This window comes from Pseudalkalibacillus hwajinpoensis (genome assembly GCF_015234585.1).
Classification (GTDB): Bacteria; Bacillota; Bacilli; order Bacillales; family Guptibacillaceae; genus Guptibacillus; species Guptibacillus hwajinpoensis_B.
The window spans coordinates 49,264-69,281 of the sequence record NZ_JADFCM010000004.1; the positions used below are offsets into that span (position 1 = coordinate 49,264).

General features: G+C 39.1%; 21 protein-coding genes. 11 read left to right on the plus strand and 10 right to left on the minus strand.

Annotated elements, in window-relative coordinates:
* Nucleotides 1-50: 50 nt before the first annotated feature.
* Nucleotides 51-1,193 carry a DUF445 domain-containing protein gene (locus IQ283_RS09855; protein ID WP_194220022.1) on the minus strand — a complete coding sequence of 381 codons (1,143 nt, stop codon included), beginning with the start codon at nucleotides 1,191-1,193 and terminating at the stop codon, nucleotides 51-53.
* A gap of 127 nt (nucleotides 1,194-1,320) precedes the next feature.
* Between IQ283_RS09855 and IQ283_RS09860 the strand changes: the two genes are divergently transcribed.
* The 10 genes from IQ283_RS09860 to IQ283_RS09905 all read left to right on the plus strand — a co-directional run bounded on the left by IQ283_RS09860 (nucleotide 1,321) and on the right by IQ283_RS09905 (nucleotide 10,772).
* The gene (locus IQ283_RS09860) at nucleotides 1,321-2,679 is read left to right on the plus strand and encodes a YheC/YheD family protein (protein ID WP_194220023.1); all 1,359 of its coding nucleotides are present in this window, start codon (nucleotides 1,321-1,323) and stop codon (nucleotides 2,677-2,679) included.
* A gap of 12 nt (nucleotides 2,680-2,691) precedes the next feature.
* Nucleotides 2,692-3,753 (plus strand): YheC/YheD family protein, encoded by a 1,062-nt coding sequence (locus tag IQ283_RS09865; protein WP_194220024.1) that lies wholly within the window; start codon nucleotides 2,692-2,694, stop codon nucleotides 3,751-3,753.
* Nucleotides 3,750-5,123, plus strand: a complete 1,374-nt coding sequence (locus IQ283_RS09870) for a YheC/YheD family protein (RefSeq protein WP_194220025.1) — start codon at nucleotides 3,750-3,752, stop codon at nucleotides 5,121-5,123. The genes IQ283_RS09865 and IQ283_RS09870 overlap by 4 nt, the downstream gene beginning before the upstream one ends.
* A complete protein-coding gene (locus IQ283_RS09875) occupies nucleotides 5,120-6,283 on the plus strand; it encodes a YheC/YheD family protein (RefSeq protein ID WP_194220026.1) in 1,164 nt (387 codons plus the stop codon). Before IQ283_RS09870 ends, IQ283_RS09875 begins: the two co-directional genes overlap by 4 nt.
* A gap of 44 nt (nucleotides 6,284-6,327) precedes the next feature.
* Nucleotides 6,328-6,549, plus strand: a complete 222-nt coding sequence (locus tag IQ283_RS09880) for a DUF5342 family protein (RefSeq protein WP_194220027.1) — start codon at nucleotides 6,328-6,330, stop codon at nucleotides 6,547-6,549.
* A gap of 57 nt (nucleotides 6,550-6,606) precedes the next feature.
* Nucleotides 6,607-6,822: a hypothetical protein gene (locus IQ283_RS09885; protein ID WP_194220028.1), complete on the plus strand. Its 216-nt coding sequence runs from the start codon at nucleotides 6,607-6,609 to the stop codon at nucleotides 6,820-6,822.
* A 172-nt stretch (nucleotides 6,823-6,994) separates the two neighbouring features.
* Entirely contained in the window at nucleotides 6,995-7,885 is an 891-nt protein-coding gene (locus IQ283_RS09890; RefSeq protein ID WP_194220029.1) for a PucR family transcriptional regulator, read from the plus strand.
* Between the two features lie 170 nt (nucleotides 7,886-8,055).
* Nucleotides 8,056-9,153 (plus strand): ABC transporter ATP-binding protein, encoded by a 1,098-nt coding sequence (locus IQ283_RS09895; protein ID WP_194220030.1) that lies wholly within the window; start codon nucleotides 8,056-8,058, stop codon nucleotides 9,151-9,153.
* Between the two features lie 175 nt (nucleotides 9,154-9,328).
* On the plus strand, nucleotides 9,329-10,120 hold the full coding sequence (locus IQ283_RS09900; RefSeq protein ID WP_242057316.1) for a transporter substrate-binding domain-containing protein: 792 nt from the start codon (nucleotides 9,329-9,331) through the stop codon (nucleotides 10,118-10,120).
* Nucleotides 10,113-10,772, plus strand: coding sequence for an amino acid ABC transporter permease (locus IQ283_RS09905; protein ID WP_194220031.1), 660 nt, complete (start codon nucleotides 10,113-10,115; stop codon nucleotides 10,770-10,772). The genes IQ283_RS09900 and IQ283_RS09905 overlap by 8 nt, the downstream gene beginning before the upstream one ends.
* A 37-nt stretch (nucleotides 10,773-10,809) precedes the next feature.
* Here the strand turns inward: IQ283_RS09905 and IQ283_RS09910 are convergent, their stop codons facing one another.
* From IQ283_RS09910 to IQ283_RS09935, 6 genes are all read right to left on the minus strand, one after another.
* The gene (locus tag IQ283_RS09910; protein ID WP_194220032.1) at nucleotides 10,810-11,058 is read right to left on the minus strand and encodes a hypothetical protein; all 249 of its coding nucleotides are present in this window, start codon (nucleotides 11,056-11,058) and stop codon (nucleotides 10,810-10,812) included.
* Nucleotides 11,059-11,134: 76 nt separating this feature from the next.
* Nucleotides 11,135-11,350 (minus strand): alpha/beta-type small acid-soluble spore protein, encoded by a 216-nt coding sequence (locus IQ283_RS09915; protein WP_194220033.1) that lies wholly within the window; start codon nucleotides 11,348-11,350, stop codon nucleotides 11,135-11,137.
* A 533-nt stretch (nucleotides 11,351-11,883) separates the two neighbouring features.
* Entirely contained in the window at nucleotides 11,884-13,245 is a 1,362-nt protein-coding gene (locus IQ283_RS09920; protein WP_194220034.1) for a TrkH family potassium uptake protein, read from the minus strand.
* A gap of 254 nt (nucleotides 13,246-13,499) precedes the next feature.
* Nucleotides 13,500-14,204, minus strand: a complete 705-nt coding sequence (locus IQ283_RS09925) for an alpha/beta family hydrolase (protein WP_194220035.1) — start codon at nucleotides 14,202-14,204, stop codon at nucleotides 13,500-13,502.
* Between the two features lie 75 nt (nucleotides 14,205-14,279).
* Nucleotides 14,280-14,852 (minus strand): hypothetical protein, encoded by a 573-nt coding sequence (locus tag IQ283_RS09930; protein WP_194220036.1) that lies wholly within the window; start codon nucleotides 14,850-14,852, stop codon nucleotides 14,280-14,282.
* A 3-nt stretch (nucleotides 14,853-14,855) separates the two neighbouring features.
* Nucleotides 14,856-16,259, minus strand: a complete 1,404-nt coding sequence (locus IQ283_RS09935) for a SpoVR family protein (RefSeq protein WP_194220037.1) — start codon at nucleotides 16,257-16,259, stop codon at nucleotides 14,856-14,858.
* A gap of 171 nt (nucleotides 16,260-16,430) precedes the next feature.
* On the opposite strand from IQ283_RS09935, the gene IQ283_RS09940 reads away from it, so the two are divergent.
* Nucleotides 16,431-17,396 carry a bile acid:sodium symporter family protein gene (locus IQ283_RS09940; protein WP_194220038.1) on the plus strand — a complete coding sequence of 322 codons (966 nt, stop codon included), beginning with the start codon at nucleotides 16,431-16,433 and terminating at the stop codon, nucleotides 17,394-17,396.
* 38 nt (nucleotides 17,397-17,434) lie between these two features.
* On the opposite strand, the gene IQ283_RS09945 is transcribed toward IQ283_RS09940, so the two are convergent.
* From IQ283_RS09945 to IQ283_RS09955, 3 genes are all read right to left on the minus strand, one after another.
* Nucleotides 17,435-18,514: a mechanosensitive ion channel family protein gene (locus IQ283_RS09945; protein WP_194220039.1), complete on the minus strand. Its 1,080-nt coding sequence runs from the start codon at nucleotides 18,512-18,514 to the stop codon at nucleotides 17,435-17,437.
* A gap of 81 nt (nucleotides 18,515-18,595) precedes the next feature.
* Nucleotides 18,596-19,483 carry an EamA family transporter gene (locus IQ283_RS09950; protein ID WP_194220040.1) on the minus strand — a complete coding sequence of 296 codons (888 nt, stop codon included), beginning with the start codon at nucleotides 19,481-19,483 and terminating at the stop codon, nucleotides 18,596-18,598.
* 286 nt (nucleotides 19,484-19,769) lie between these two features.
* Nucleotides 19,770-19,958, minus strand: coding sequence for a hypothetical protein (locus IQ283_RS09955; RefSeq protein WP_194220041.1), 189 nt, complete (start codon nucleotides 19,956-19,958; stop codon nucleotides 19,770-19,772).
* Nucleotides 19,959-20,018 lie beyond the last annotated feature (60 nt).

Sequence of the window (20,018 nt, forward strand, 5' to 3'; positions counted from 1 at the left end):
CGCTCTCATAACCCTGTACTTCCCCACTATAACAAAGACTGACACGAAATTCATCCAATAAGGGTAATGATTACTCCTTGAATTAAACCAATCATTCCTCCGAGCACAGCTCCAAGGTACGTGATCATCTTAAATTCACGACGTGAAATCGAAAGAACCATCTCTTCAAGACGCCCTACAGAGAACGTCTCCACCTGACTTTTCACTACGTCTGCCAGGTGTAGTTGTTCCATGAGTGGCTGGAGATTCTGACTGAGATACTGACCAGCAGCATCTACTAGTCGTGGAACTATGTCTTCAACAATGCGCTCCTTATATGGATCAACTGCTTCCGATAGACTAAGATTCAGAACGTGATTAATTGGGAGTTCATTCACAATGAGATCTGTTACCTCTTTGACAAGTTCTTCTGAATTAAATTTATCTTCAAACGCTGCAAATTTCGTTTCTTTAAGCGAATTCCACTCTTTCTCAAGCATCGTTATGATAACATTTTGAATATCGTCTTGCTTAAGAAGACGAAGTAACTCAGGCTGTACTTTATCTACTAGTCTTGTGTTTGTAAAAAACATGTTAATCATGCTTCCAAGCGTTCCTCGATCTGCAAGATAACGGTCGATCATAACAGAAAGCTTATGTTTGCCCTCAGCAGAAGCAATGTAATCACTAATTTTTGTTAAAACGAGATCAGCAATTGGTTCGATTGAGCTATCAATTCTCGTTTGCATTTTTTCCAGAAGAATCTCAGCTAGTTCTTTATTTTTCAAATCCAATAGTTTCTTTTCAATTTTCCCATTGATGTAGGAGCTTGCATTCGCTCTAATATCTTTGGCTGGATCCTCTAGATGAAGTCCTTTCTTTAAAAGTGTCTCAATTTTCTCATCAGACTCTAAAAGTTTAAGAACTTCTTTTTGCGCATATTCAATCATCGTACGCTTGAATACTGGATCGTTCATTTTTTGCTGTATTCCCTCAGCCGTTAGAAGATGTTCAACGACCATTTTACCTAGCTGCACTGCCAGCTCATCTCTACGCTTTGGAATTAATCCTGGGGTAAATGGAACTTTCCACTTCCCTATATAACGAGCTTCATATGGCCTAAATAGCATTTTAATAGCTAACGAATTTGTAAACCCACCTATAACAGCGCCAATGGCGATCATAAATAGGATCGTTATGATAATGGACGACATCGTACCTCAACCTTTCTATTTCTCACGTTCACATAGTAAACTCCATCTTCATAGTATACGATATCCGCTATTGCCTATCCAGTTAAAGGAAGGTAAAAAAAGAAAAAACGTTGAACGAGGGTCTTGAATGAAACATACTGAAAAGATTATTTTACAACCAGAGAATTCAACCTCAGCTCAATCTAATCATACCCTTTCCATTCCAGAAAACATCGCCTCAAAATGGAAGCTTTCAGATACATCACTTAGACTTCGATGTGGCGTGCTTGAGGAATTTGTAACAGTCAAGGTCTATCGCACTTCATCAAGTCATACCGTATATTGTTCACCCGAACTACTAGCTTCTCTGTCTCTTCCAAATCAATCTCTTCCGATTACACTTACCTATAGTCATCAGCAACAAATGCTCTCAATCGGTCCTATTTTCTGTCTTGCGATTAACATTTCTGGACTAAAAGAAACACCATTCGGATCCTATACAGAATTCTGTAAGGAAGTGGCAGAATACTGCGAAGAGCATCATATTCTGTTCTATGTTTACACACTAAAACCGTGGAGTGACACTAAAGTCTCGGGTATGATTTGGAACCAACGTGACTGGGTAGAAGCCACGCTACCCATCCCTTCTGTCATCTATAATCGCATTCATTCGAGAAAGCTTGAGAAATCCGTTTACATTCAACAATTAAAAACCTATTGGCGTGATCAACAGATCCCCTATTTTAATGAATCCTTTCTTGATAAATGGGATGTTCATCAGAAGTTACTTGCTTACGATGAAGTCGCCCCCTATCTTCCTGAAACGGTTTTGTTAGAGACAATCGACGATATTCATTTCATGATCGATAAATACCCTATCCTTTATTTGAAACCTTTAAATGGAAGTCAGGGAAAACATATTTTTCGAATCACTCAGAAAGATGATCTCTATTACCTTGATTACTCAAGCTTTAATGGCAATCAGACGCTCACGTCACATTCGCTTCAAAACATTTATACGACCATTCGCTCACGATCTAAAACGATTCCTTATCTTATTCAACAAGGCATTCCCCTAATTGAGGTCAATGGATGCCCCGTTGATTTCCGCATTTTATGCTTGAAAGGTATTGGAGACAAGTGGTCAGTTGTCTCAGCCGTTTCGCGCGTTTCTAGAACAAATGACCAGTTCGTATCCAATATTGCACGCGGCGCGTTATTAAAAAAGTTTGATGAGGGGCTCACCCCCTTAGAGGATTCAATGAAAAGACAAATGAAGCGAATCCTTCCCGAATTGGCCTGTGAGATTTCACAGATCATTGATCGCGAAAGTGAAGGAGTGTTTGCGGAGCTTGGAATCGACATGTCTTCTGATAAAAATGGTCACCCCTGGATCATTGAAGTGAACACAAAACCTTCCAAGACTTCTGAAGGAATCACACCAAGTACCTATCGCCCATCGGTTAAAGCACTTATCCGCTTAATTAACTGGTACACGTCATCTTAAAAGGAGCAAGGTATGACATCACTTGGTATTTTACAACGTTCGCTCCAACATGAAGGAGATTACCTTTCTAAATTAGGTGAAGCAGGATCCACTTATGGATTTAACGTCTATCGTTTTTCTCCAGATCAGCACTTTAGAAATAGTCTTCTAGGAATGAAATACGATCCAAAGAAAAAAAACTGGCTGGAAACAAATTTTCCGATTCCTGATTTTATTTATGATCGCTGCTTCCATAATGGTCTCATAACAGAAATGGAAGCCTCCTTTATTAAGTGGTTAAAAAACGAGTCTAACGCTACATTTCTAGGACACGGGTTACCAGGAAAATGGGCGATATACAAACAATTAAAGCAAAAGCCATTTATAAATCGGCACCTTCCACAAACAGTTAAGCTTCAGCCTGCTACTAGCGCTAGCGTTATATCCGATTTATTAACGAAGCACGAGAAGGTCGTTCTAAAACCAGTGGTAGGTTCTCATGGAAATGGGTTAATGCTCCTTACCCGAAATCAAAATCAAGTTGATGTTCAAATCAATCATAATGGGAGCGTCCTTCATCATACTTATGATACAACCAGTTCTTTCCTCAAAATGATGAGAAAAATCCAAAACCAGCGTGACTATATAGCCCAAGAATGGCTTTCTTTACTTGACCATAACAACCGGCCTTTTGATCGAAGAGTGGTAATGAAGAAAACGTCGATTGAAAGTTGGAAGGAGATTGGCCGTGCTACGCGCGTAGGGAGTTCTGACTCTTTTGTATCTAATTTGCATAGTGGTGGCACTATTCAATGTGATCACAAGCTCTCTATTCCCGAAACTGTTCTCCAAGCCGCAGATCAAAAGATTAATCTCCTCTCCCGTTGTATTGCTACTAACCTCGAGAGTACGTTTCCTCCGTTGTTTGAACTTGGTCTTGATTTCGGAATTGACCGAAGTGGTAAGGTCTGGTTACTTGAAGCCAACTCTAAACCTGGACACAAAGCCATTCAACCATATGATTATTTACATTTTATACCATTTCAATATTGCCGGTCTCTCATGAATGAGAAGAAAGGGGTTATCGAATCATGAATACGATTCTTCCATTAAAAAAGGACGTTAATTCTCAAGGGAATTTCTATGTTCCTCCAACAAAGTTTAAGGAATGGGTTGACCAAGTTTCTTTTCCGAATCAACTTTGCTTTGGGTCAAGACGCTCATTCTGCACGGTTTCTCCTCACCCTAGTAACAAAGAAGAATACCTTATTTCAGAAGACTTATGGAAAATATTAGGTGTTCCTGAAGAAATGTCTGTTCACCTTTTTGAAAAAGGAAATTCTCTTCATATTGGACCTTTGGTAGGTATTTTCACTGCTGGATTTACTAAGGATAGTATGAGACCTATCGGAGAGCGCAGTATGTATTTTGCCAAGTTACTATCCGCTACCTCTAAGTGCGGTGCTTTTGGCTTTGCATTTGGCGCTCATCATATTGATTGGAAAACGGGAAGCATCAAAGGATTGATGTATAACAAGCGAGGATGGTACAGAGTAACTGTTCCCATTCCTGATGTTGTATACGATCGCCTACCGAATCGAAGCTCAGCAAGCATCGAACAAGTAAGCATTACAATGGAAAAACTTCAATCTCAATACTTCACCCCCTGGTTTAACCCAGGATTTTTCGATAAATGGACGATGTTCGAAAAGCTACGTGAAGACTCAATCGTTAAGCCGTATTTACCTGAAACTGTGTTAAGTCCTAAGAGCGCCATAATCTCACGTATGTTAAAGGATTACGAACAGATCTTTATTAAGCCTGCCAACGGTAGTCTAGGGCTTGGGATTCAACAAATTCTAAAGCCAGCCGATGAGAAGTATTATTATTGCAGGTTCAGAACGGACAAAGAAAATCGTCTAAGAAGATATACTTCTCTTGCACGCCTTCTTAAAACCCAATATCCAAACGGCATGAACGGTTTAATTGCTCAACAAGGAATTGACTTACATCGGATTAATCAGCGTTCCATGGATTATCGTGTTCATACAAACAAAAACAAAGAGGGGAAATGGGAAGTTAGTGCGATCGCTGCAAAGATTGCAGGAGCTGGAAGTTTAACCACTCACATGGCTTCTAATGGAACAGTTAAGACAATTGGAGAGCTCACTTCTGAATTTGGTATTAAAAAACAAGTTGAAACAGATTTAATGGAAGCTTCCCTTCAACTAAGTCGTGCCATAGATAAAAGAGTTTCAGGCTTTATTGGCGAAATTGGTTTTGACCTCGGGATTACAAAAGAAGGGGACATTTATTTGTTTGAAGCAAATTCAAAACCTGGAAGAGGCATTTTTGCTCATCCGAGATTGAAAGCAGAAGAAGCCAAAACGAGAACATTACCAATGGAATACGCGATATTTTTGGCAAGATCCGCCATTGAAAAACAGCTGGTTATACCAGTATGATCGAATTATTTTACAGTAGAGAAAATAATCGGTGGCATCAAAAAAGTAGCTATCAATATGTATATTGGGGGAAAGAGCCATCCAGGCTCTCTCCCTCTCCTGCTTTCTCTTCTTCTATCATAAAGCTTCAAACTCCTCATGATGCCATTCGACCTCTTGTTGGCATTCTGGCAGGGTCTAACTTACACCACCATTTCAGTGGCAATGGAGCGATCTTCAAATCCATTCAAAATGAATTGACTGATTCCGGAGGGCTTTCGTATGTTTTTACACCTGATGACATATATCCGTCATATATCAATGGCTATCTCTATGATGCTACATCTCAAAAATGGACAGGTTTTCGCTTCCCATATCCTAATATTGTGTACAATCGAATTCCTGACAGGGCAGAAGAACGCACTCCAAAAGTGAGATCTTTTTTCAACTTGTTAAAGTTAAAAGGCATTCCATTTTTCAACCGATCTTTTTTCCTCAAAAATGAAATACTCGATCACTTAGTTGAGAATGAAGCTTTAAGGCAACACATCCCACCAACAGCTTGCTTTACAGATGCGAACCTTAATACATTTCTAAAAACATATTCATCTATTTTCTGCAAACCTGCATCTGGAAGCAAAGGTAGAGGAATATTTAAAATTAAAACTGTTAAGTCCGGGTTTCAATTCACCAATCACGAAAACACTCGTTTCTTTCCAAATCTCGCCTTAGTTAAAGAACACGTGACTCCCTTACTTCATGAGCAATATTTGATCCAACGTGAAATTGATCTCGCAACTCATAATGAATATCCTTATGATTTTAGAATTCTTTTGCAAAAACCATTTAAAAGTTGGCAGGTCACAGGTATCGGCATTAGAGCTGCACAGAATAACAGCCTGACGACTCATGTCCCAAGAGGAGGAAAAATCCTCCTTTTTCATAAGGTGGCAACCAATGACGATGAAAGTCGGGTAAGAGAGCTCGCTATTCGCACTGCAGAATCACTTGAAGAAAAAGAAAAGATGCTTGAATGCTCCTTGGACATTGGAAAAGATAGCGAAGGACATTTTTGGATTTTTGAAGCGAATTCGAAACCAATGCGTTTTGATGAACCACTTATTCATCAAGCATTTATACGTTCTCTCCTCACTTCTTTTCGAACGTATTCTGCGTATTAGCTTCCTATGTTATGATGATAAAAAAGGTGATTTGGGGGAATACCATGATTTCGCACTTTCAATATAAATCAGTTGGATCAAAAATAAGAAAACCTAAATGGGAAGTATCTTTCTTCTATCAGGGAACGTATTATCGTACTCTTTATCTCCATACTGGCCAATTCGAATGGTATCAACCTGCTCCACCTGAATCGGAGCAAAACAAGCTTCAGTCTCAAATTCATGAGCTCATGCTTTTTCACGTCTATGAACAGCAGGACTCATAATTCTCCTGATATCTTCACATAATAACCCTATTCAACGAAATAGGGAGATGAAAAAGGATGCCGAACAAAAGAACAGAAGACTCTCAGTACGAAGGTCGCGATAAATACGATATGGATATTGACCGTATGGTTAATGAAGGAATGGCCGGTGGTGCCGTTCATCAAAGTTACAAACAGGCTCAAATCGAGGAAGCTATTCCACTCATGGAACAGGAACCTCCCCATCGTTCAGGTAAACAAAGAAAAAATGATGATCAACAAAACTATTCATAATCACATAAAAGTAAATGCTTTTCATTCGTTCACTAAAACTGAACGAAGACAATCACTGCTAATTTAGAAAAGAGCCTCTTACACATATAGAGGTTCTTTTCTTTGATCCATTATTAATTTGTTTCATCATTGCGTTATACTATATGTTAACTGTTACTTAGGAGGGGCACTTATGAATGCAAAACTAGCTGAACTATATGGAAATGATTTCGTCGTTACCTCCGATCAACCTGATCTCTTCCACTGGTATAGAACAACCGATGGTGAACGATTTGGCATACGTAAAACGCGACTAACAAATGAGGAAAATGAGTTATTAAATGTCTTTTTCCCTACTGTCAGACTGGAAAATGAGTTCATGACTCTTACTCAAAAAAAGTGGACATCTCTTCTTTTCGAGGACGATCTCAGCGTTGACCTTACAATAGATCTCCCAATTCGATACATACATTTCAACCTCAAAAATGCTCCATCAGATCTATCCGATTTCACAGAAGCCATGACTGGCTTATTCTCAGAAGAAACTGTTCTCCTATTTGAAAATGACAAAGAAGGTCTGCTCGTTCAAACAAATGAAATTGACGATCAGATGGTAGATGAACTTAAACAAACAGCTGCTGCACTTACTGCCGACTTTTTCACAGGCATGTCTCTTTTTGTCGGACAAACGATTCATCATTATGATAACAGCCATTTAAAACGAATTTATAAAGCCGAAAAAAAATGGTTCTCAACAGGACGAAATCTTATGCCGTTACAAATGGTATTTACGCACCAGGATATAGTCCCGTCCGTCCTCTTTCACGAGGCAAGTGACGAATCGATTGATTACTTAATTAAAGCTATCGAACCCGTACAACATGACACAGAGCTTTTGAAGAGTATTCGCATCTACTTAGAATCTAACTTAAATATTACTCTTGCAGCCAAACAACTTTATGTACATCGAAATAGTCTTCAATATCGTGTGGATAAATTTATAGAGAAAACAGGAATTGATGTAAAAAGTTTTCAAGGAGCTGTGATGGTTTACCTTTCTCTTCTTGCGATGGAACTGCGTTAATAAACGCAGTTTTTTTACCTTTTTCAACAATATTACGTATAAATTATGGCATTTCGTACAGAATGCACAAAACCTAATGGTATTTTTGTGCACGCTTCCAATTTACGATAGCGTTTTCATAGAGTAGACTTAGAACTAGCAAAAGAGTTCATTTCTTAGGAGGCATTAACATGGCAGAGATCGCTCTCAATCACATTTACAAAAGATATGATAACAAATTTGAGGCAGTAAAAGACTTTAACCTGGATATTAAAGATAAGGAATTTATTGTGTTCGTAGGTCCATCTGGTTGCGGTAAATCAACGACGCTTCGTATGATTGCCGGCCTTGAAGATATCTCAGATGGTGACCTCGTTATTGGTGATCGTCGCGTCAACGACGTTGCACCAAAAGATCGTGATATCGCAATGGTATTCCAAAACTATGCCCTGTATCCTCACATGAACGTGTACGATAACATGGCATTTGGATTGAAACTACGTAAGTTCGACAAAAAAGAAATTGAGCGCCGCGTAACGGACGCTGCTCGTATTCTTGGCCTTGAAAGCCTATTAGATCGTAAACCTAAAGCACTCTCAGGTGGTCAACGTCAGCGTGTAGCATTAGGACGAGCGATCGTTCGTGATCCACAAGTGTTCTTGATGGATGAGCCTCTTTCAAACCTGGATGCAAAACTACGTGTTCAAATGCGTGCTGAAATTTCTAAGCTTCACCAGCGTTTACAAACAACAACTATCTATGTTACTCACGATCAAACTGAAGCGATGACGATGGCAACACGTATCGTTATTATGAAAGACGGCCTTATCCAGCAAGTAGGCTCACCAAAAGAAGTATACGATGCACCTGACAACGTCTTCGTTGGTGGCTTTATTGGATCTCCTGCAATGAACTTCTTCACCGGTACATTAGAAGATGGCTATTTCAAGCTAGGTGATATTAAAGTGAAAGTTCCTGAAGGAAAAATGAAAACCCTTCGTGAACAAGGATATTTAAACAAAGATGTTATGCTTGGTATTCGTCCTGAAGATATCCATGATGAGCCTGTCTTCATCGAGTCTTCACAGGATACTAAAGTAAGTGCTGTCATTGATGTAGCCGAATTGATGGGTGCTGAAACGTACCTTTATTCCAAAGTAGCTGATCAAGATTTTGTAGCTCGTGTTGACTCTCGTACGGATATTCAAAATGGTCAAAACATCAGCCTTGCTTTTGATATGAACAAATGCCATTTCTTTGACACTGAATCAGAACTTCGCATTCGTTAATAAAATGATAAAAAAAGCTTCCTCTTAAACCGGGGAAGCTTTTTTTATTTATCTTCTTGCATGAAGCGGTAAATTAACGTCAATAATGTTTCTTGATTGACTTTAAGTCAAATGCTAACTACAATAAATTTATAATTCACATCAATTTTGTAGGAATTAAAAGGAGGACGTTATTTTGAATAAAAAATGGATGCTAGGGTTGGTGCTTGCATTAACACTTACTGTACTTGCTGCCTGCGGTAGCAATGAAAATACTGAAAATAACGAAGAAGGTAGTTCAGGAGAGCAAGAAACCCTATTAATTGGAACAGAAGCAACTTATCCACCATTCAGCTATCGAGATGATAATAACGAAATTACAGGTTACGATGTCGAGGTTGCACGTGAAGTTGCCGATCGTATCGGAATGAAAGCCGAATTTAAAGCGATTGAATGGAAAGGCCTTCTTTCTTCACTTGAAACAGAACGCATCGATATGGTCGCCAATCAAGTAACGATCACGGATGATCGTAAAGAGCAATTTGATTTTACAGAACCATACACTTATTCAGGTGGACAAGTGATCGTTAACGAGAATAACGATGATATTAAAGGTATAGAAGATCTTGAAGGAAAAACCGTAGGAACTACCCAGGGAAGTAACTATGCTCAGGCTGCTGAAGAAGCTGGTGCTGAAACGAAAATCTACAAGGGCGCTAACCAGGTATTAACAGATCTTAGTAACGAACGTAACATTGAAGCAGCGATGAATGATCGTCTCTTCATTTTAACGGAGCTTCCTGAACAGGATTATAAAGTAAAAGGCGTTGGAGAAACATTCAACAAAACAGAAATGGCCTTTGCCCTACCAAAAGGAAACGAAGAGCTTATTGAAAAGATCAACGGTGCACTACAAGAAATGAAAGAAGATGGAACGCTTGCAGACATCTCTAAAGAATATTTTAATGGAGAAAATGTAAGTGAGTGAGACAACTGATGTGTTAATAAATTCTTTGCCCTTTCTTCTGGAAGGGGCGAAGAATACACTTCTACTTAGTTTCTTTTCAATATTTGGTGCCCTATTAGTTGGTTTATTCATCGCTTTGTTACGTCTTTCAAAAAGCAAAATCGCATCTGGAATAGCGAAATTGTACGTCTCGTTCTTTAGAGGCACACCTCTTCTTATTCAATTATTTATTTTGTATTATGGTCTTGTTTCAGTGGATATTCAATTAACAGCCTGGCAGGCCGCCTACACTGGACTTATTTTACATTTTGGTGCTTATATTTCAGAGTCATTTCGCGCAGCTATCCTCTCCCTATCAAAGGGACAATGGGAAGCCGCAATGTCACTCGGTATGAAAAAATCGTTAATTTACAAAGAGGTTATCCTACCTCAAGCATGGAGAAGAGCCATTCCACCGGTGTGGAACTCATTAATTGATATCGTTAAAGCCTCTTCTCTTGCTTCAGTACTTACGATTTCAGAATTAACCTATAACGCAGATCAAATTGCCGCATCAAACTTTAAAGTCTTACCAATCTTATTAACAGCAGCTTTCATCTACTGGTTCTTTACAACGATTCTCAATGTCATTCAAAGCATTCTTGAGAAAAAACTATATATCCCTTCTTCCTAAAGGGAGACAAAGAGCTGCCAGACAAGGCAGCTCTTTGCTATGTACTCCATTCTTCAATTAAGTAAACATCATTCCAACCACAAGTTGGACATGATAGAAGATGAGGACATTCATGTGCTTTACTTATGAATCCGTCCATTTTTTTAGTCGACTCAATCGATTCATAGGCACTGTACTCATCGTAATACTCTGCTTCTCTTCCCTTATCTGTTAGTTTATCTTCACATACCTGACAAACAAGCTGGATAGCAGCAAAGCTATTACAGAGTGGACATTCAAAAGACATGCTACCCTCTCCTTCTATGTATCGAATCACGTAAGAAGGGATGGACAAGTCCACCCCTTACAGCCATGGTATAAAATTATTTTTGGTAACCGCCAAGCTGTTGTTCAGCCATTTGAACCAAACGCTTTGTAATTTCTCCACCAACAGATCCGTTAGCACGAGAAGTTGAATCTGGACCAAGTTGCACTCCGAATTCAGTAGCGATTTCATACTTCATCTGGTCGATAGCTTGAGCTACACCAGGTACTACAAGGTTGTTAGAGCTTCCTTGTCTGTTTTGTTGTTGAGCCATGTCAATCACCTCCTTTGTACAACTAGTTTGTGAAATCCCGATATTTATATACCAATTTTTTTTGGTAAATATGACCATGAAAAGCGGAGGCGAGCGTTTAGAAACGGAGATATTGGAGCTCTTGAACTAGAACACGCCTTTTGTGTTCTGGTGAAAGAGTGAAATATCGCAGTTTCTGCGAGTCGCAGCTAAACATGAAAAGCGAAAGTGGCCGTTTAGGGTCGACAAGCGCTGGAACCTCCCAAATTGAACACGTTTTTTGTGTTCGAGTTGGGAGGTGAAGCGATCGAGATCCTGGCCGCTGCAGCTAGACACGAAAAGCGGAGCGGGCCTGCTTAAATCCGCAGGATGTTGGAGCCCATGAGATTGAGACGCTTTTTGTCTCATTCGAGTGGGCGAAACAGCCAGAGGATTTGGCCCGCGTAGCTAGACACGAAAAGCGGAGACGAGCGTTTAGAAACAAAAATATTAAAACTTAAAAGAATTAAACACAAAAAAAGCAAGGGGATCATATCCCCTTGCTTTTTTTATAATTAACCTATAATCACACGTTCAGTTGGATAATGGTATCTTTCTCGAAGGACTGTTCCTCGAATAAGGAAGAGGAACGAAAGTATTCCAATTCTACCAATAAACATCAAACACATGATAACAATTTTGCCAAAAGTACTTAAACCTGGCGTCACACCCATTGATAAACCTGTGGTACCAAAGGCTGACGATACTTCAAAAATAATAGCCACGATTGGATATGGTTCTGAGAAGGAAAGCATAATAATTCCACAGCTCCACACGATAATGGCCACGGTAAACACAACAAAGGCTTTATGAATATCCTCATGATGCAATTCCCGTCCAAACACTTTAATTGACGTACCACCCTTTGCAAAGAAGAAAATGGCCAGTAGCACAATCGCAAATGTAGTTGTACGCACACCGCCACCTACGCTACTTGGAGAAGCACCAATAAACATTAAGGCCGACATCAACAACTGTGTTGGCTCTTGAAATTGATTCACATCCATTGTAGATAGGCCACCACTACGCGTTGTCACTGATTGGAACATGGCATAGAAGAACGATTCATGCCAATTCTTACCGGCAAAGAATGAATTCGCTTCAAATGCCCAAATAAGGATAGCTCCTGAAACAACAAGTACAAAGAACGTCATTGTTGTTAATTTAGTAAATAAAGAAAATTTATATCGATGGCTATTCTGTCTAGCAAATAAAAAGTTTTTAACTTCAATTAACACAGGGAAACCAATGGCTCCTGTGATAATTAATAATATATGAATAAATTGAACGAAATAGTCATGTGCAAATGGCTGAAGAGAACTTCCCGTAATATCAAAACCGCCGTTTGTCGTTGCACTCACTGAAGCAAAAAATCCCTGAAGGTAAGCTTCCTGCCATGTCTCAAAGAAGCGAAGATAATAAGTGCCAAGGACAAGGGCGCCAACTAATTCAATTATGAAAATTAATCCAAGAATTTGCTTCATCAATTGTACTAAACCAGACAATGTGGATTGGTTTTGATCAGTCATTATCAGCTGTCTTTCTTTCAATCCGATCTTCTTGCCCATCACAAGCCAGACAAACGTACCAAGCGTCATAATACCAATTCCGCCAATTTGAAGGACAGCAGCAAGAATAAAGATTCCAGGTACGCTAAAAGTATCCGATATCGACACAACAGAAAGACCTGTCACGCTTACCGCACTCACGGCTGTGAATAGGGCATCAATAAAGGATAGCTGTACGCCAGATTGATGGGCAATCGGTAAACCAATTAGAAAGGTAGAAACCGTTACCGCTATTAAATAAAACAAAACGATTAACTGAACAGAAGTTAACCGTATCCGTCGAAAACGAGATCTTAACAAAGCATCCACAGCCTTTTCACGTAATACATTCTTCCATCCCCTCTGAGGGTTGGTTCATCACATTCCCTATCTTAACCCATATACGCTCTCTGTCAATCTCTTTCCTATATCATCCATTATTGAGAATCTTCTTACGTATTATTCCTTATTCCCGCTTCTTTAAAAAGAATCCCTAAATATTTGGCACGCTTGACTAAAGTAAATCGTAACAAAATAAATCAAACCAAAATAAAGAGCCATCATAGACGGCTCTTTATTTTGGTTTATTCTTCTATCCACCTTGTAATTGTTTGAACAGCCTCGTTGATTTGTTGATCAGAAGTGAGGGAACCTGGGTTATCACCTTTTTGTTCACCATACATGCCGTAGTTGGCATGGTTGCCCCCTTCGATAATGTGTATCTCTGCTAAAGAAGAGAGCAACTCTTCTTTTTCTTTTTGATCAGATAGGACTGCAACTCCATCATCTTCACCATAGATCGTAAGCGTCGGTATAGACAGTTTAGACATATCTTCAATTGGATAAGCTGCAAGGAAAAACAACCCTTGGATTTCATCAGGATGTTCGATAGCAAATGATGATGCCACAGCGCCTCCGAGAGAATGACCACCAATGTACCATTCCCCTACATCGTCATATTTACTTATCATTTCAGATGCTTTATCTCCATCTAAAATGGCCAGGTTTAACGTCAGACGAGGGATCACTACAAAATAACCTTCCTCAGCAAGCTGGTGAGCTAAAAAAGCATATGCCTCTTCCTCTACCTTGCCGCCTTGATAGAAAATAATCCCTTTGTCAGCATGTTGTGATCCAAATGTTAATTCACTTTCATTTGATTCTTCCATGTACTCTAAAGCTTCCTGTGTTGGTTCATAAGACGCTTTTGCCCAGAAGAAGAAGACGATCGCAAGAACTAGTAATATCAGTGGAACGATAACTAACAGTCGTTTCATGAACTTCTTCATTTGAGATCTCCTTTATATGTGCATTATCACATATATAATACGATAGATCTCATATCTTCACAATAGTTGCATCGGTTAAAATGAGCGTTGTTTCCCGAGGCTAAGAAGCGAATTAATTTCACATTGATATACCTTCGCTTCTTTTGGACCTATTGCTTCTCCCACCTTGGCTTGAAGGATTGTAAGCCGTTCTATCTCTGATTGAGTTAAATAAACTGGCGATGGACTCATAATCCCTTTAACAACTGAGCCATTTGTTTCGCTCTCGTAGTGATACGTTTGAATGTTTTCACTCTGAAGCCGGTTGTTATTTTGTTCAACAATTTGATCTGTTTTTTGCTCGATATAACGCTTTAGAAAAGCGCTGCTCCCGAACCCTGTAAGTAGCGCTAAATAGAGTAAGTATTGACCTGAAGCTGTTTCAATAAATAATAACGTCGTTAATATCCCACCAATTCCACCAACTAATGGCTCTTTTATTGATCCAATATTATAATAGACTGCATTATTTTGTTGATTGACTACTTTTCGAAACCGTTGAAATTCACCTGAGATCAGGATATTACCAATCCCTCCTAAAGCACCAGCTAGCGTTATGGAGAGTAGATACAGCCAGAAATGATCGCTTAAGTCACTCAGGAAATCCATTTGCTACAAGTACCTACGATGCAACTTCTTTCCATCATATGAAAAGAGAACTTCCTTATCCTCCACTCGCGTTTCCATATGAACCGGGCGCCCCCATAATTGATGTACATACGGTAGAACACGCTCTAAATATTGAAGATCAAGCTCTGTTTCTTCAAAAGAATGATGAAGGTACATTTCTCCAGCTTTCATGTAGTTCCCGTCGCTTACAGTTAAATATGGGAATCCACCATTTACTCTCATTGTCACTAGCTGATCACGAATATGCTCCCATTCTTTATCAACTATTTTGTAATCGCGTCCCTTCTTTTGGAACAAATACAAATCTTCTTTATATACGAGATCCTTTGTGAGGTAATTCCTGATAAATGAAATATCAGCTTCCACTTCACGAACTTCAAACATCTTCTCTCTTCCTTTACCTACTTCGAATCCGCGCTGCTTCATTTCCTCTGTAGGATGATCATACACTTCCTCAATATGCTCAAAGATTTTAAGACCGAGGTAATAAGGATTAATACGTGTTCGTGAAGGTTGCACAACATTTGCATTGAGTGAAGCGAATTCAATCGCTTCATCCGTCGTTAAATCCATTTCACGAAGAATTCGCTGATGCCAATAACTTGCCCATCCTTCATTCATGATCTTTGTTTCAAGCTGTGGCCAGAAATACAGCATTTCCTCTCTCATCATCGTCATAATATCTCGCTGCCAGTCCTCAAGCTCCGCGCTATATTCCTGAATGAAGAGAAGAAGATCTTTTTCAGGTTGCGGTGGAAACTTCTTCTTTTTCGTCGGAGCTGGCTCGTCCGCTAACTCATCCTTATCGATTGACCACAAATCATTATATCGAGAATCAGGCTTCACTGGAATCGGCGTTTCATCTTGAAGATTATACGTCAATCTTGGTCTCATTATAGAAGGATCAATATGTTCTTGTATGGAGAGAACAGCGTCAAGAAAGCTCTCCACTTCAGCCTTTCCATAGTGATGCTCATAATAAGCGATCCGTTCAGCGGTTGCTGTCATACTCTCAACCATATCTCTTCGCGTATTTGAAAAACGAATATTATTCTTGAAGAAGTCACAGTGAGCAAGTACATGAGCAATAATGAGTTTATTCTGAATTAAACTATTCGTATCTAACAGAAAGGCGTAGCATGGGTCAGAATTAATAACAAGCTCATAGATTTTACTTAGCCCCAGGTCATATTGTAGCTTCATCTTATGAAATTGCTTACCAAAACTCCAATGTGAGAAGCGAGTTGGCATTCCATAAGCTCCAAACGTGTAAATAATGTCTGCTGGACATATCTCATAACGCATAGGGTAATAATCGAGCCCAAACCCTTTTGCTATTTCTGTAATCTCTTCTATAGCGTAAAAGATTTCTTTCTCTGTAGACATGTCATTCCCTCCTAAATGAATTGCTTACTAATATGTATGACCGGACAAGTAGGTTCATGAGTAACGTAAAAAAATCGTTATTCAAAAATGTTTTATTAAATTGTCAGATTGTATTGAAAATTTCATGAATAGGCGTATAATCAGGATTAAATTTTCTAAGGATGTGATGAAATGAGAGCTCTTGAGAAGGCAAGTCATTTTGCGGGGAATACCTTTGCGATTTGGGTCATTCTTTTTGCAGTGCTCGGGTTTATATTCCCTAATGGATTTACGTGGATTACATCATACATAACGATCTTACTCGGAGTCATTATGTTTGGCATGGGCATGACCTTATCTGCAAAGGATTTCAAAGAAGTAGTGAAACAACCAAAAAGCGTTGCCATCGGAGTAGCTGCACAATTTATTGTTATGCCTTTGCTCGCTTACGGTCTTGCCGTTATTTTTCAATTACCAGCTGAAATTGCTGTCGGTGTAATTCTTGTTGGATGTTGTCCTGGGGGGACTGCTTCAAACGTCATCACTTACTTATCGAAAGGAAACACAGCTTTATCAGTAGCGATTACAGCCGTTTCTACACTACTGGCTCCTTTAGTAACACCTGCTCTCGTTCTCTTATTTGCGAGTCAATGGCTACCTGTATCTGCAGGTGATCTATTCCTTTCGATCTTTCAAATGGTCGTTATTCCCATTACACTTGGCTTTGGCGTAAAACTGATTTTTAAAGAAAAAGTTGCTGAGAGTGTTAAAGTCCTTCCGCTTGTTTCAGTTATCTCAATCGTCGCTATTGTTGCAGCAGTCGTTGGTGCAAGCAAAGATCGGATTGCAGAAACGGGACTCATTATTTTCTCAATTGTTATTCTCCATAATATACTTGGCCTTGTCGTTGGCTATTTTCTTGCCAAATTACTGCAACTCCCTGAACCCGATCAACGCGCGATCTCGATTGAAGTCGGGATGCAAAATTCCGGTCTAGGCGCAGCACTTGCTTCTGCTCATTTTAATCCCATCGCCGCAGTACCAAGCGCTATTTTTAGTGTATGGCATAACATCTCTGGTCCGATCCTAGCTACCATTTGGAGCAAAAGAAAACCTTCTACTAAAGAGCAAAAAGCCCTTACTAAAAAAAGCGCATAAGAAAAGGCAGGTCTCTCCATGGAGGACCTGCCTTTGTCTTAGTTATACATTTTCTCTTCTTCATGTGACGGAGTTGTTTCCACATGGAGAGTTTGTGTAGGAAATGCAAAAGCAACATGTTCTTCTTCCATTATTTTCATAATTTTAAAATTCACATCTTGTTTTACATTCAAAAAGTCCCCCCACGTGGTTGTGTTGGTAAAGAAATAAAGAAAAACATCAAGGCTGCTATGATTAAACTCATCAAATGACACAAATATAGTCTCGGGATGAATTTCTTCATGATCGCGAAGCATTTTCTCGATTCGATCAATACACGTTTCAAGTCTTTCTGATGGCGTATTATACGTTACTCCTAAATGAAAGGTAATTTGCCGCTTACCCATTTTGGACCAGTTCGTAATATTTTCATTCGCTAATCGCGCATTCGGAACTGTCACAAGCGCCTGGGCAAACGTACGAATTTTAGTACTTCTAAACGTAATATCCTCAACCACGCCTTCTACACTCGGTGTTTTAATCCATTCACCGATCGAAAATGGCTTCTCAGTAATAATCACTATTCCACCGAAGAAGTTTTCAATCGTCTCTTTTGCAGCAAGAGCAAACGCTAAACCTCCAAGTCCAAGCCCAGTAATGAAGCCGTTAACGTCATAACCGAATTCTCCTGCGATAACACTAAACGTCATAGCAACAATTAAAAGACGAAGTGTTTTTGATAGAAACGGAATAAGAAGCTGATCAATTTTTAGATTATATTTGCTGTTCACTGTTTGGAAAAACAGTGATGACGATGAGGAAAGGTTATATAATCCCCATGCAGTAAGAAAAATTAACGACGATCTCATAATCTCTTTATAAAGTTCATTATGATGATCTAGGAATGACACGTAACGTACAGAAATATACAAACCAATTATTACGAATAACATTCGTAACGGCCTCTCAAAAGCAAGGAAGAGGTGTGTGAAAAATTCTGTAGAAGACTTTCTACTTAATTTAAGAAAAACATTAAATATATATTTCGCGAAAATTTTCCTCATTACTAGAAAAAGAAGGAAAATACCGAGTGCAATACCAAGTTCAATCCATGTGTCTTGAATACGTAACAATTCCATTACGCAACTTCCCCTTTACAAAAATAGGTTATAAGGATATACATTCGTTTTCTAGAACTTGTATTTGTCAGTTACAGAGAATTATGCTGCTTTTTTTTCTGACTGTTGGTCATAGCTTACATTCCACTGGGAGATGACAATGCCAATCAAAATCAACAAAACGCCTCCCCATTGAACAAGATGAACCGCTTCGTGAAGAAAAACCGCCGATAAAAGCACTGCCGCTGGAAGCTCTGAGGAACTTAAAATCGTTCCAACACTTGAACCTACTTTAGGTACACCAATGGCCATAAATAAGACCGGAAATATATTTCCGAGAAGCGCTAAAAACAAACCAAACATCCACCATTCACCTGATATATCCCCTTGGAAAAGTGACTCAGGGGAGAACATAGTTAAGACGAGAATACCAGCTATTGTAACCATATAAAAGCTTTTTTGAACAGCAGGAACTTCTGCTGATGTTTTACTCATAATAAAAATATAGATGGCAAAACAGATTGCTGCAAGAAGACCCAGTAAAATACCGATCGGATCATAAATGAATTCCTTAGCTCCTACTACTCCACTCGCTAGAAATGTCCCTATGAGGAGAATAATAACTGATACGAACGTTTTAGGTTCTGGCCATCTTTTTTGACTGAGAGAATCAAGTAGGAGGCCGATCCAAGTGAATTGAAAGAGAAGAAGCACCGCAATAGAAGCTGGCAGTTTGGATACAGCAAGCGTATAGAAAATAGAAACACAACCGATAGCCACTCCACCGATTAGAATAAATTTTAAGCCTTGTAATTTTAGTTTTTTCTTAGAAAGAACAACGAGAACTATTAGAACGAGCCATCCAATAAAGAATTGACCAGCTAATAATTCTCCTACTGAAAATCCTTTAGAAATCCCTATTTTCGTAATTGTAGACAATGAACCTAAACTACATCCTGCAAATAAAACAAGTAATACATATTTCCACATTCGATGATCCTCCCATCATTTATCTCATGCTTACCTTTTTTAAAGGAATTCAATGAATGGTATAAAAATAAGACAATAAAAAAATCGCCCCCTGTCGAACAATCGACAAAGGGCGATGAAAATGAAAGGTTTTTCTTTCAGAAAAATCGCCGTCTAACCTGTCTGAGGCTAGTTTTAGTATATTTAAATCATAAGCCCTAATCCCCGTCTCGTCAATAAGAGCTGTAAAACTACAAATGAACCATAGGAACGAGATGCGAAAATAATTTATAGCAATCGTATTCTTCTAATAAATCTGATAGATCCCCGTCGTAATGAGATAACCCACAAGTAAACCAAGAAAAACCGACATCGAAATGTAGGACCATTTTGATTTAAATTCAATCCCAACCCCATTCACTGGCTCATAAATCCAGCTATACTGGACAAATCCCAACATCAAAAACAACATGACACCAAATCCTAAATTAGTCACAGTTCACTCCCCCTTATGCGTCAACTGTTTATCCTTCGCAATTTTAAAACATCGTTTCTT